The organism is Microbacterium paraoxydans, from assembly GCF_018224615.1.
Classification (GTDB): domain Bacteria; phylum Actinomycetota; class Actinomycetes; order Actinomycetales; family Microbacteriaceae; genus Microbacterium; species Microbacterium paraoxydans_B.
Window position 1 is genome coordinate 587,773 of record NZ_JAGTUK010000003.1, and the last position, 12,114, is coordinate 599,886.

The following is a 12,114-nucleotide window of genomic DNA, read 5'->3' on the forward strand; positions in this document are numbered from 1 at the left end:
AGGAAGAGAGGGTCGACGATGATCGATTCCACACACGCGTCCCCCGAGCGCGCAGAGGTCCGCGCTGTCCGCGAATCCGGGCGCACCACCGTCCTCGTCATCGGCGGTGGGATCAACGGCATCTCCACGTTCCGCGATCTGGCACTCCAGGGTGTCGACGTGCTCCTGGTCGAGCGCGGCGACTTCGCCTCCGGTGCGTCCGCCGCCTCCAGCCACATGATCCACGGAGGTATCCGCTACCTCGAGAACGGCGAGTTCCGCCTGGTGCGGGAGTCCGTGGAGGAGCGCAACGGTCTGCTCAAGATCGCGCCCCACTACGTCAAGCCTCTGCAGACGACGATCCCGATCTACTCGACGTTCTCCGGGATCCTCTCCGCCCCGCTCCGCTTCCTCACCCACAAGAGCGGCAAGCCGAAGGAGCGCGGAGCGTTCCTGATCAAGGTCGGCCTCACGATCTACGACACGTTCTCGCGCGACGGTGGCACGGTTCCCCGTCACCGCTTCCTCGGCCGCAAGAAGTCGCTCGCGGAGCTGCCCTCGCTCGACCCGAACATCAAGTACACCGCGACGTACTACGACGCCTCGATGCACGACCCGGAGCGTCTCGCTCTCGACGTGCTGCAGGACGGCCGTGCCGCCCACCCGGGCGCCGTGGCACTCAACTACGTCGAGGCGGTCGGCCGCGACGGCGACAGCGTGCTGCTGCGCGACCGCGAGAGCGGCACCGAGTTCGCCGTGTCCGCCGACGTGATCGTCAACGCCTCGGGACCGTGGACCGACGTCACCAACGAGGAGCTCGGACTGGAGAGCCGATTCATGGGCGGCACCAAGGGCTCGCACATCGTGCTGGACCACCCGCAGCTGCTCGAGGCCACGCGCGGTCGGGAGATCTTCTTCGAGCACTCCGACGGCCGTATCGTGCTCATCTACCCGCTCAAGGGGCGCGTGCTCGTCGGCACCACCGACATCGATGCGGATCCGCGCGAGGTCCCGGTGTGCACCGAGGAGGAGATCGACTACTTCTTCGACCTCATCCACCACGTGTTCCCTACCATCGCGGTGACCCGCGAGCAGATCGTCTACAACTTCTCCGGTATTCGCCCGCTCCCCCGCCACGAGGACACGGCACCCGGCTTCGTCTCCCGCGACTACCGCGTCGAGGTCGACCGGCAGGGAGCAGTCCCGCTGGTGAGCCTCGTGGGCGGGAAGTGGACCACGTTCCGCGCGCTCGGCGAGTCGCTGTCCAACCAGGTGCTCGACCTGCTGGGTCGCACGCGCACCGTGTCGACCGCAGGTCGAGCGATCGGTGGCGGCCGCGAGTTCCCTCGCACGGAGAAGGCCAAGCGCATCTGGGTGCAGGAGAACCTCGCCGGTGCGGGCTCGCGGGCCGACCAGCTCCTCGCCCGCTACGGCACGCGCGCGGCCGAGGTCTGGGCGCACGTCGAGCAGGGCCCCGACGCCCCCCTGGCGGGCGGCGACCTGTCCACGCGGGAACTCGAGTGGATGGTCGAGCATGAGATGGTCGCGCGGCTGGAGGATGTCATCCTGCGTCGCACCAGCATCGCCTTCACGGGTGGCGCGAACGCCGAAGTGCTCGATGAGATCGCCGATGCGCTCGCCCCGCTCCTCGGGTGGGATCGGGAGCGGCACGACGCGGAAGTCGAGCAGACCCGTCTCCTCCTGAACGAACGCCACGGACTCCACCTCCCGTCCCGCACCCGCGGCTGACGGGAGTCCGACCACCGCCCTCCTCGCGGTGCTATCCCATAGGGGGTCGAGGCAGAGGGGCCTCGACCCGTAAGAAAGGTCAATGAAGACATGACTGACGTCAATCTCGGTCTTTACTTCCTGTCCGAGCTCGTCGGCACGGCGATGCTGGTGCTGCTCGGCTGCGGTGTCGTCGCGAACGTCGCCCTGGCGAAGAACAAGGGCTTCGGCGGCGGCTTCCTGATGGTCAACTGGGGCTGGGGTCTCGCGGTGTTCGCGGGTGTCCTCGTCTCGGCCTACTCCGGCGCCATCCTGAACCCCGCCGTCGGCATCGGCCTGTTCGTCGCCGGGAAGATCTCGGTCGCGATGTTCCTCACGGCGACTGCCGCTGAACTCGTCGGTGGCATCCTCGGCGCGATCGTGGTGTGGCTCGCCTACAAGCAGCACTTCGACGAGGAGCCCGAAGCCGCCAACAAGCTCGGCGTCTTCTCGACCGGCCCGGCCATCCGCTCCTACGGGTGGAACCTCGTCACGGAGATCATCGGCACGTTCGTGCTGGTGTTCGTGATCTTCGCGTTCGCGGACTACGGCGACATCGAGATCGGCACCCCCGGCGGCCTCGGCCCGCTTACGGCCCTCCCCGTCGCGCTGCTCGTGGTCGGTATCGGTGCTTCCCTGGGTGGTCCGACCGGTTACGCGATCAACCCGGCGCGTGACCTCGGCCCCCGCATCGCCCACGCCATCCTGCCCATCAAGGGCAAGGGTTCCAGCGACTGGGGCTACTCGTGGGTTCCGGTCGTCGGCCCCCTCATCGGTGGTGTCATCGCCGCCCTCGCTGCACCCGTCCTGCTGGGCCTGGCCGGTTGATCCGTCAACCCGCGGAAATTCAAAGGAGAACACATGGCTGACTACATCATCGCGATCGATCAGGGCACGACGTCGAGCCGCGCGATCATCTTCGACAAGAAGGGAAGCATCGTCGCGACCGGTCAGAAGGAGCACGAGCAGATCCTTCCCAAGGCCGGCTGGGTCGAGCACGACGCGGCCGAGATCTGGCGCAACGTGCAGGAGGTCATCGGGCTGGCGCTCGGACGCGCCGACCTGACCCGTCACGACATCGCCGCGGTGGGCATCACCAACCAGCGTGAGACCGCCGTCGTGTGGGACAAGACCACCGGTAAGCCGATCTACAACGCGATCGTCTGGCAGGACACCCGCACGCAGGAGATCGTCGACCGTCTGGCAGCGGACGGCGGCGTCGAGCGGTTCAAGCCGATCGTCGGTCTCCCGCTCGCGACCTACTTCTCCGGCACCAAGATCGCGTGGATCCTGGAGAACGTCGAGGGGGCTCGCGAGAAGGCCGAGGCCGGCGACCTGCTCTTCGGTACGACCGACTGCTGGGTGCTGTGGAACCTGACCGGTGGCGTAGACGGCGGCGTGCACGCCACCGACGTGACCAACGCCTCGCGCACGCTGTTCATGGACCTGGAGACGCTCGAGTGGCGTGACGACATCCTCGAGGTGTTCGGCGTGCCGCGCTCGATGATGCCGGAGATCCGCTCGTCCTCCGAGGTCTACGGCACCGCGGAGAGCTCCTCGCTGCTGCGCGAGACTCCCATCGCCGGAATCCTCGGCGACCAGCAGGCGGCGACGTTCGGGCAGGCCGCGTTCCAGAAGGGCGAGAGCAAGAACACCTACGGCACCGGCTGCTTCCTGATCTTCAACACGGGCGAAGAGGTCGTCCACTCGAAGAACGGGCTGCTCACGACCGTCGGGTACAAGCTCGGCGACCAGCCGACGCACTATGCGCTCGAGGGATCGATCGCGGTCACCGGTTCGCTCATCCAGTGGCTCCGCGACCAGCTGGGGATCATTTCCTCGGCGCCCGAGGTCGAGAAGCTGGCCGAGCAGGTCGAGGACAACGGCGGCGTGTACATCGTCCCCGCGTTCTCCGGTCTGTTCGCCCCGTACTGGCGCCCCGACGCCCGCGGCGCGATCGTTGGTCTCACCCGGTACGTCAACAAGAACCACATCGCCCGCGCGGCACTGGAGGCCGTGGCCTTCCAGACGCGCGATGTGCTCGACGCGGTCAACGCCGACGCCGGGGTCGACCTGAGCGAGCTCAAGGTGGACGGCGGCATGGTCGCCAACGACGCGCTCATGCAGTTCCAGGCCGACGTGCTCGGTGTGCCGGTCGTGCGTCCCGTGGTCGCCGAGACCACGGCACTCGGTGCCGCGTACGCGGCCGGGCTCGCGGTCGGATTCTGGAGCGGGCTCGACGACCTCTCCGCCAACTGGCAGGAGGACCGTCGCTGGGAGCCGTCGATGGACGAGGCGGAACGCGAGCGTCAGCTCCGTCTGTGGCGCAAGGCCGTGACCAAGTCGATGGACTGGGTCGACGAGGACGTGAAGTAGTCCGAGTGATCACCAAGCGGGTCCGGGGTCTCCCCCGGGCCCGCTTTCTCGTCAGGCGCGAGTCAGACGCTGCTCCGGCATGCCGTCGAGTACCGCCAGCAGTGCACGCGCGACAGCCCTCGGCGCCACGGAGTCCCACGCCACGTACTCGGTCCGCACCGGGCCGTCGCTGAGCGGCACCGCCACCACGTCGTCCGCACCGTCAAGCACCCCCGGGGCCAGCAGGGTCACCGCGAGTCCGGCTCGCACGAGGCCGAGCAGCAGCGGGGCCGTGTCGATCTCGAAGGCCACGTCGCGTTCGACCCCGGCGGCGGCGAACGCGGCGTCGCTCTGCGCACGGCCTGAGGTGCCGGCGGGGAAATCCGCGAAGGTGCGATCAGCCAGCTCCGCGAGTCGCAGCCGCCGCCGCTGTGCGAGATCGTGCCCCTTCGGCAGGACCGCTACGAGCGGCTGCCGCAGCAGTTCGCGCGACGCCACGCCCTCCGGCCGCACCTCAGTGCGCAGGCCCAGCAGTGCGACGTCGAGGTCATCACGGCGGAGCGCCGTGATCAGTGCGTCGCTGTTGCCGCCACGCAACTCGACACGTACAGCCGGATGCGCCGACCGGAAAGCCTCCAGGAGCGCCGGCACCGACACCGCGGTGACCGTGGGGATGACGCCGATACGCAGCGTTCCGGACACCTCCCCCGCCGCGGCACCGGCGGCCTCCTTCGCCTGCTCGGCAGCTCGGACCGCGGTGCGCGCATGAACGACGAAGGCCTCACCGGCCTCGGTGAGACGCACACTGCGGCTCGTGCGCGCGAAGAGCCGGTGTCCGACTTCGCGTTCGAGGGCGGCGATCTGGTGACTCAGAGCCGACTGGGTGACGTAGCAGCGCTCGGCCGCGCGGGTGAAGCTGCCGGTCGCCGCGACGGCCGTGACGTACCGCAGTTGCTGAAGGTCCACCCATTCATGATCCGAGCTCATTGCTGCGGTGACAAGAGTGCGTTGGACTCATGCGATCGGTAATCGCAGGCTGGCCATATGAACAGAGCCATCGTCCTGCTGCTGACCGCAGTGGCCCCGCTGACCTGGGGGACCACCTACCTCGTCACCACGGAACTGCTGCCTGACGGGCACCCGCTGTTCGCCGGACTGCTTCGCTCCCTCCCCGCAGGACTCCTGGTCGTGCTCCTCACCCGCCGCCTGCCCCGAGGCACCTGGTGGGCGAAGATGTTCGCGCTCGGGGCCCTCAACATCGGTGCGTTCTTCCCGCTCCTCTTCCTCGCCGCCGAACGGCTCCCCGGTGGTGTCGCCGCGGCGGTCGCCGGCGCGCAGCCCTTGATCGTGCTGGCGATGGGCGCCCTGGTGCTGCACGAGCGCATCCGCGCCGCCAGCGCCGCCGCGGCCGTGGTGGGGGCAGCCGGGGTTGCTCTCGTGGTGCTGGGGCCGGCCGCACGCCTGGACCTGTGGGGTGTACTCGCCGCTCTCGGTGGCGTCACGGCGACCGGCCTCGGCATGATCCTGACGAAGCGCTGGGGACGTCCCGCGGGAGTCGGCCCGGTGGTGTACGCCGGCTGGCAGCTGAGCGCGGGCGGACTGCTCCTGCTTCCGCTCACCGTGATGATGGAGGGCGTTCCCGCGCGCATCGACGCGAGCGCGGCGCTCGGTTACGTGTGGCTGGGGACCGCCGGCGGCATCATCGCGTACACGCTCTGGTTCCGGGGGATCCAGCTTCTCCCGGTCGTCGCACCGGGACTGCTCGCACTGCTCTCCCCGGTCGTGGCGACGATCCTCGGCGTCGTCGTGCTGGGCGAGAGCTTCACGGGGGTCCAGGTCGCCGGAGTCGTGCTCGCTCTCGGTGCCCTCGTGTTCGGCCAGTTCACGGCGCGCGCGAAGCCCACCAGGCCGCTCCGAACTGTCGGAGTTCCGGTTCTACGCTCCTGACACCGTCAGTTCTTGCCGAAGAGCTTCTGGATCTCCGCGAGATCTGCTTCCGTCGGAGCGGGGGCACCGCCGAGACCGAAGCCGGAGCCGGTCGGTGCCGTGGAGGCGGCGAGTCCGGCGTTCTCCGCGGCGCGCTTGGCCGGGTTGCCCGAACGCGAGCGCCCCTGCGAACCCTTGCCCTTCTTGCCGCGCTTGGACGACGCGCCCGGCTTACCCATTCCGGGAACCGGACCCATGCCGGGAATGTTCGGGGTGCCGCCGCGGGCGACGGTCTTCATCATCTTGGCCGCCTGGTCGAAGCGCTGCACCAGCTGGTTCACGTCGGTCACGGTCATGCCAGAACCACGGGCGATGCGCAGCCGCCGCGAGCCGTTGAGGATCTTCGGGTTGCGTCGCTCCCCCGGCGTCATCGAGCGGATGATGGCCTCGGTGCGGTCGATCTCGCGCTCGTCGAAGTCCTCCAGCTGCTGCTTCATCTGGCCCATGCCCGGCAGCATGCCGAGCATCTTCTTCATGGACCCCATCTTCTTCATCTGCTGCAGCTGCTCGAGGAAGTCCTCGAGCGTGAAGGCTTCGTTCGCGAGCTTCTCCGCGACCTTCAGCGCCTCTTCCTCGTCGAAGGCCTGCTGCGCCTGCTCGATGAGCGTGAGGATGTCGCCGAGGTCGAGGATGCGGCTCGCCATGCGATCCGGATGGAACGGCTCGAGATCTTCCAGCCGCTCGCCCGTCGACGCGAAGATGATCGGTCGGCCGGTGACCGAGGCGACCGAGAGCGCGGCACCACCGCGAGCATCGCCGTCGAGCTTCGAGAGCACGACGCCGGTGAAGTCGACGCCCTCCTGGAAGGCCTTCGCGGTGTTGACCGCGTCCTGACCGATCATCGCATCGATGACGAACAGCACCTCGTCGGGGTCGACCGCCTTGCGGATGTCGGCGGCCTGCTTCATGAGTTCGGCGTCCACGCCGAGGCGGCCGGCGGTGTCGATGATGACGACGTCATGCTGCTGGCGACGGGCGTGCTCGACACCGTCGCGCGAGACCTTGACCGGGTCGCCGACGCCGTTGCCGGGCTCGGGCGCGTACACGGTCGCACCGGCCTGCTCCGCGACGACCTGAAGCTGGTTCACGGCATTGGGGCGCTGGAGGTCGGCCGCGACCAGCAGGGGCGTGTGGCCCTCTCCCTCCAGCTGCTTCGCGAGCTTGCCGGCGAACGTGGTCTTGCCCGACCCCTGGAGTCCGGCGAGCATGATGACGGTGGGCGCCGTCTTGGCGAACTGCAGGCGCCGCTGCTCACCGCCGAGGATCTGCACGAGCTCCTCGTTCACGATCTGCACGACCTGCTGGGCGGGGTTCAGCGCCTTGTTGACCTCATCGCCGAGCGCGCGCTCACGCACCTTCGCCGTGAAGTCCTTCACGACCGCGAGGGCGACGTCGGCGTCGAGCAGAGCCCGACGGATCTCGCGCACCGTGCCGTCGACGTCGGCGGCGGTGAGCTTCCCCTTCGTGCGGAGGTTGCGGAAGGTCTCGGTGAGACGGTCGGAGAGGGATCCAAAGGTAGCCATGGTGCTCCCGATTCTACGCGAGCACCGGGTGCACGCTCAGCCGGACCACGGGAGGTCGTAGATCGCGCCGAGAGCATCGTCGAGCACGGTCTCGGGAGTGCCGAGCCCGGCGCCCTGCTCCGCCCACACGCGCAGCGACGACAGCACAGCGGCGGCGTGCGCCGCCCCCAGCACATCCGCGCGGATCACGTCGACGCCCGCGCGGCGAGACGCCGTCGCGATCGCTCCGGCGAGCCGTGCCTGACGCAGTCCGGTGTCGCGGACGAGCTCTTCCTGCAACCCCATGGCCGCGGCGTTGCGCAGCGCCAGAGCGAGGGGGTCCGGGGCGAAGTCGCGGACGATGGCACGCAGGATGTCACGCACGGCTCCACCCTCCGCCGCAGCCCCCAGCGCGTCCAACCGCCCGACAGCCTCACCGATGCGCTCGTCCACCGTGGACCAGAGCACGTCGCTCTTGGAGGTGAAGTAGTTGAAGAAGCTGGAGCGGCTGACCCCGGCGCGCTGCGTGATGTCGGCGACGGACGTGGCATCGTACCCACGCTCCAGGAACAGCTCGCACGCCGCTTCGGCGAGCGTCTCGCGCGACGACGCCTTGGGGCGGCCTGCGCGGCCGGTGGAGGTCATACCCTCACGCTACCGCGCCCGGCGCGTCGCGCTTCGAGGTCCCGGGAGGGCGTATTCTTAGACGCAATCCAACTATCCCGGAAGCGAGACCCCATGCTCGACATCCTCACCCCCGGTTTCACCCCGACCCCCGTGCCCTACCTCGACGGCTGGGAACTGCAGCGCCGGGTGCACGCCGACGTGCTCGCCGGCACACGGCCAGACACCCTCATCCTGCTCGAACACGAGGCGGTCTACACCGCGGGCAAGCGCACCGAGCCGCACGAGCGCCCACAGGACGGAACCCCGGTGATCGACGTCGATCGCGGTGGCAAGATCACCTGGCACGGGCCCGGGCAGCTCGTCGGCTACCCGATCGTCCGTCTCCCCGAGCCGATGGACGTCGTCGCGCACGTGCGCCGGTTGGAGCGGCTGCTGATCGACGTGCTCCGCCCGTTCGGCGTCGACGGCTACCAGGTCCCCGGTCGCAGTGGCGTCTGGGTGCGTCGCCCCCTCTCGGAAGACAAGGTGGCGGCCATCGGCGTGCGCGTACAGCAGGGCGTGACCATGCACGGTTTCGCGATCAACTGCGACAACTCCCTCGCGCCGTTCCGCGACATCATCCCGTGCGGCATCACCGACGCCGGGGTGACCACCGTCAGCGAAGCATCCGGCAGCGTGGTCGCTCCGCTCGACCTCGTCGACGCCGTCCGCGATGCCTTCCTCGCCTCGGATACTGAAACCGCACTGACGGGAGTTCCCGCATGACCGCCGCCCCCGAGGGCCGTAAGCTCCTCCGCCTCGAGATCCGCAACGCGGAGACCCCGATCGAGCGCAAGCCCGAGTGGATCAGGACCAAGGCGAAGATGGGCCCGGAGTACACCGCCCTCCACTCCCTGGTGAAGAGCGAGGACCTGCACACCGTGTGTCAGGAAGCAGGATGCCCCAACATCTTCGAGTGCTGGGAGGACCGCGAGGCGACGTTCCTGATCGGCGGCTCCCAGTGCACGCGGCGCTGCGACTTCTGCCAGATCGACACGGGCAAGCCCGCGGACTACGACACCGACGAACCACGACGCGTGGCGGAGAGCGTCGTGCGCATGAACCTCCGCTACGCGACCGTGACGTGCGTCGCCCGCGACGACCTCCCCGACGGCGGCGCGTGGCTCAATGCCGAGACCGTCCGCCAGATCCACCGTCTCAACCCGAACACCGGCGTCGAGCTGCTCGCGACCGACTTCAACGGCGACCCCGCGCAGCTGGGCGTGGTGTTCGAGTCCCGCCCGGAGGTGTTCGCGCACAACGTGGAGACGGTGCCGCGCATCTTCAAGCGCATCCGGCCGGCGTTCCGCTACGAGCGTTCGCTCGGCGTGCTGACCCAGGCGCGGGACGCCGGACTCATCACGAAGTCCAACCTGATCCTCGGGATGGGCGAAGAGCCGGAAGAGGTCGTGCAGGCACTGCAGGACCTCCACGACGCCGGGTGCGACATCATCACCATCACGCAGTACCTCCGGCCGTCCCCGCGTCACCTTCCGGTGGCCCGATGGGTCAAGCCCGCAGAGTTCGTGGAGTTCAAGGAGGAAGCAGAGCGGATCGGCTTCCTCGGCGTGCTCGCCGGCCCACTCGTGCGCTCGTCGTACCGCGCCGGGCGACTGTGGGCTCAGTCCATGGCGTCCAAGGGGCGGGAGATCCCGCCGCACCTCGCGCACATCGCCGAAGGCGCTGAGCTCGGGTTCGCCCAGGCGGTCTGAAACGCCGTGGTGAGCGCCGGCTCAGTCGGCGCTCATCACGGACTGCACGCTGCCGTCCGAGCCGAGGTTCACCAGCAGAACGTCGTCCGTGGTGCTGTCGTCGAGCGCATACTCCAGCACGGCGAACGGCTCCGATCCCCCGTGCTCGTCCGCCAGGATCGTCATGCTCATCAGGCGCAAGGAACGGATGATGTCGACCGCGGCGTCGCCCGAGACGTCGACCAGCACGTCGGGCAGATCGTCACCGAACGCCTCCTGCTGCTGCAGGATGTACTCGGTCACCTCGCTGGTGCGGTCGTCGACCTCCGACAGCATCCCGCGCCGGGCAGTGGCGTCGACGTTCTCGAGGCCCGCGATCAGCGCCGCGGCGATGTCGAGAGCGTCCGCGGACACGTCGTCCTGATCGGGGGCGGTCAGGTCGACCGTGACGCTCTGGTCGCCGAGCTCGACCGTCTCCGACCAGAAGATCGAGCCGTCGGGGCCCGACGACAGGAGTCCGAAGTAGTCGTGTTCGATCGCCATAACGCTATGAAACCAGCCTCGTGCCCAGGGCGGTAGTCCTGTGTCAGCCGACCAGCGCCTGAACGAAGACGTGCGGCGTGAAACCGGTCAGATCGTCGATGCCCTCACCCTGTCCGAGCAGCTTGACGGGGATACCCGTGCGCTCCTGAACGGCCAGCACGAAGCCACCCTTCGCGGAGCCGTCGAGCTTCGTCAAGACCAGCCCCGTCACCCCCGCATGCTGCAGGAACGTCTCGGCCTGCATCACGCCGTTCTGCCCGGTCGTCGCATCGAGCACCAGCAGGACCTCGCTGATCGGGGCCTGCTTCTCCACGACGCGGCGGATCTTGCCGAGCTCGTCCATCAGGCCGCCCTTGGTGTGCAGCCGGCCCGCGGTGTCGATGATCGCGATCTCCATGCCCTCGCGCTTCGCATACTCGACCGTCTGGAACGCCACGGACGCCGGATCCTGGCCCTCGTGCTGCGGACGGACGATCGCCGCGCCTCCGCGCTGGGCCCACGTGGCGAGCTGGTCGACGGCGGCAGCGCGGAACGTGTCAGCCGCTCCGACCACCACGCTGCGCTGATAGCCGCGAAGGAACTTGGTGAACTTGCCGATCGTCGTCGTCTTGCCGACGCCGTTCACGCCCACGACCAGCACGACCGCCGGGCGCTCGGTCAGCTTCAGAGTCGTGTCGAACTTCGCGAAGTGCTCCTCGAGCGTCTCGCGGAGCATACGCTGCAGATCGCGGGGGTCGGTCGTCCGGTACTTCGCGACCTTGTCGCGCAGCTCCTCGACGATGCGCTCGCTGATGTCGGGCCCGAAGTCGGCCGTGATCAGAGCGGTCTCCAAGTCCTCCCACGTCGTCTCATCGATCGTGGGCTTGACGAACATGCCGCGCAGCGCGCGACCGAGAGACCAGGACTTCTCTGCCATGACTCCAGCCTACGGGTAGCATCCACGGATGACCGGCGCCCATCACCCCCATCGACTGCTCATCCACGGCTCTGGACGCCGCGGGACCGCCGCGTGGCCATCGATCGGTGAAGACACGGGTGAGTTCGTCAGCTTCGCTCGGGACTCCACCATCGAGGAACAGACGAGAACGCTGATCGGGATGGCGGTCGCCCCCGTCGTGTTCGCCCACTCCATCGGCGCGGTACCCGCGGTCCTGGCAGCCGCCCGCGGGCTCAAGCTATCCGGCCTGGTCCTCGTCGAACCGGCTCTCTACGACATCGCCAGAGGAAACAGCGCTGTCGAACGCCACATCAGCATCGTCACCGAGGCGCGGGAACGAGCGCTGGCCGGCGACCTCTACGGCTTCTGGGCCATCCTGCGCCCCCTCATGTTCGGCGGCCCGATCCAACGCGAGCACTGGGACGACGAGCGCGCCACGGCGGAACGGTGGTCCACCATCAACCTCCCGTGGGGTCACGGCCTGCGCGGCGACGAGGCAGCAGGCATACCGACCCTCGTCGTCACCGGAGGATGGAACGACGAGTACGAAGCGATCGCGAGCGCGCTCACACGCCACGGGGCACGGCACCGCGTCCTCCCCGGGGCCGGTCACCGCGTGCAGGACACGCCGAGCTTCCAGCGGGTGGTCGACGAGTTCGAGCGCGAACTCGGTGACGCGACCACGTGA

Annotated in this window: 12 protein-coding genes; 7 read left to right on the forward strand and 5 right to left on the reverse strand. The window is 68.7% G+C overall.

Going from position 1 to position 12,114, the window contains the following annotated elements; all coding sequences use genetic code 11:
• Nucleotides 1-18 precede the first annotated feature (18 nt).
• The 3 genes from KE274_RS13040 to glpK all read left to right on the forward strand — a co-directional run bounded on the left by KE274_RS13040 (nucleotide 19) and on the right by glpK (nucleotide 4,122).
• Nucleotides 19-1,728 carry a glycerol-3-phosphate dehydrogenase/oxidase gene (locus tag KE274_RS13040; protein ID WP_211544383.1) on the forward strand — a complete coding sequence of 570 codons (1,710 nt, stop codon included), beginning with the start codon at nucleotides 19-21 and terminating at the stop codon, nucleotides 1,726-1,728.
• Nucleotides 1,729-1,818: 90 nt separating this feature from the next.
• Nucleotides 1,819-2,574 (forward strand): MIP/aquaporin family protein, encoded by a 756-nt coding sequence (locus tag KE274_RS13045; protein WP_211544385.1) that lies wholly within the window; start codon nucleotides 1,819-1,821, stop codon nucleotides 2,572-2,574.
• Between the two features lie 33 nt (nucleotides 2,575-2,607).
• Complete coding sequence (gene glpK / locus KE274_RS13050) at nucleotides 2,608-4,122, forward strand: glycerol kinase GlpK (protein ID WP_211544387.1); 1,515 nt, start codon at nucleotides 2,608-2,610, stop codon at nucleotides 4,120-4,122.
• Nucleotides 4,123-4,173: 51 nt separating this feature from the next.
• Here the strand turns inward: glpK and KE274_RS13055 are convergent, their stop codons facing one another.
• Nucleotides 4,174-5,067 (reverse strand): LysR family transcriptional regulator, encoded by an 894-nt coding sequence (locus tag KE274_RS13055; protein WP_211544389.1) that lies wholly within the window; start codon nucleotides 5,065-5,067, stop codon nucleotides 4,174-4,176.
• Nucleotides 5,068-5,145: 78 nt separating this feature from the next.
• On the opposite strand from KE274_RS13055, the gene KE274_RS13060 reads away from it, so the two are divergent.
• Nucleotides 5,146-6,048 (forward strand): EamA family transporter, encoded by a 903-nt coding sequence (locus tag KE274_RS13060; RefSeq protein WP_211544391.1) that lies wholly within the window; start codon nucleotides 5,146-5,148, stop codon nucleotides 6,046-6,048.
• Between the two features lie 5 nt (nucleotides 6,049-6,053).
• Here KE274_RS13060 and ffh read toward each other — a convergent pair whose 3' ends face one another.
• Nucleotides 6,054-7,610 (reverse strand): signal recognition particle protein, encoded by a 1,557-nt coding sequence (ffh, locus tag KE274_RS13065; RefSeq protein ID WP_211544393.1) that lies wholly within the window; start codon nucleotides 7,608-7,610, stop codon nucleotides 6,054-6,056.
• 36 nt (nucleotides 7,611-7,646) lie between these two features.
• The gene (locus KE274_RS13070; RefSeq protein ID WP_211544395.1) at nucleotides 7,647-8,234 is read right to left on the reverse strand and encodes a TetR/AcrR family transcriptional regulator; all 588 of its coding nucleotides are present in this window, start codon (nucleotides 8,232-8,234) and stop codon (nucleotides 7,647-7,649) included.
• A gap of 93 nt (nucleotides 8,235-8,327) precedes the next feature.
• Between KE274_RS13070 and lipB the strand changes: the two genes are divergently transcribed.
• Together lipB and lipA are read left to right on the forward strand one after the other, a co-directional pair.
• A complete protein-coding gene (gene lipB / locus KE274_RS13075; RefSeq protein WP_211544397.1) occupies nucleotides 8,328-8,981 on the forward strand; it encodes a lipoyl(octanoyl) transferase LipB in 654 nt (217 codons plus the stop codon).
• Entirely contained in the window at nucleotides 8,978-9,967 is a 990-nt protein-coding gene (gene lipA / locus KE274_RS13080; RefSeq protein WP_211544399.1) for a lipoyl synthase, read from the forward strand. The genes lipB and lipA overlap by 4 nt, the downstream gene beginning before the upstream one ends.
• Before the next feature lie 21 nt (nucleotides 9,968-9,988).
• On the opposite strand, the gene KE274_RS13085 is transcribed toward lipA, so the two are convergent.
• Nucleotides 9,989-10,489: a DUF2004 domain-containing protein gene (locus KE274_RS13085; RefSeq protein ID WP_211544401.1), complete on the reverse strand. Its 501-nt coding sequence runs from the start codon at nucleotides 10,487-10,489 to the stop codon at nucleotides 9,989-9,991.
• Nucleotides 10,490-10,532: 43 nt separating this feature from the next.
• Nucleotides 10,533-11,405, reverse strand: a complete 873-nt coding sequence (gene ftsY, locus KE274_RS13090) for a signal recognition particle-docking protein FtsY (RefSeq protein WP_211544403.1) — start codon at nucleotides 11,403-11,405, stop codon at nucleotides 10,533-10,535.
• 28 nt (nucleotides 11,406-11,433) lie between these two features.
• On the opposite strand from ftsY, the gene KE274_RS13095 reads away from it, so the two are divergent.
• Complete coding sequence (locus tag KE274_RS13095; RefSeq protein WP_211544405.1) at nucleotides 11,434-12,114, forward strand: alpha/beta hydrolase; 681 nt, start codon at nucleotides 11,434-11,436, stop codon at nucleotides 12,112-12,114.

Coding starts and splice junctions, on each gene's coding strand:
- KE274_RS13040 (WP_211544383.1), top strand. CDS start 19: ATGATCGATTCCACACACGCGTCCCCCGAGCGCGCAGAGGTCCGCGCT.
- KE274_RS13045 (WP_211544385.1), top strand. CDS start 1,819: ATGACTGACGTCAATCTCGGTCTTTACTTCCTGTCCGAGCTCGTCGGC.
- glpK (WP_211544387.1), top strand. CDS start 2,608: ATGGCTGACTACATCATCGCGATCGATCAGGGCACGACGTCGAGCCGC.
- KE274_RS13060 (WP_211544391.1), top strand. CDS start 5,146: ATGAACAGAGCCATCGTCCTGCTGCTGACCGCAGTGGCCCCGCTGACC.
- ffh (WP_211544393.1), bottom strand. CDS start 7,610: ATGGCTACCTTTGGATCCCTCTCCGACCGTCTCACCGAGACCTTCCGC.
- KE274_RS13070 (WP_211544395.1), bottom strand. CDS start 8,234: ATGACCTCCACCGGCCGCGCAGGCCGCCCCAAGGCGTCGTCGCGCGAG.
- lipB (WP_211544397.1), top strand. CDS start 8,328: ATGCTCGACATCCTCACCCCCGGTTTCACCCCGACCCCCGTGCCCTAC.
- lipA (WP_211544399.1), top strand. CDS start 8,978: ATGACCGCCGCCCCCGAGGGCCGTAAGCTCCTCCGCCTCGAGATCCGC.
- KE274_RS13085 (WP_211544401.1), bottom strand. CDS start 10,489: ATGGCGATCGAACACGACTACTTCGGACTCCTGTCGTCGGGCCCCGAC.
- ftsY (WP_211544403.1), bottom strand. CDS start 11,405: ATGGCAGAGAAGTCCTGGTCTCTCGGTCGCGCGCTGCGCGGCATGTTC.
- KE274_RS13095 (WP_211544405.1), top strand. CDS start 11,434: ATGACCGGCGCCCATCACCCCCATCGACTGCTCATCCACGGCTCTGGA.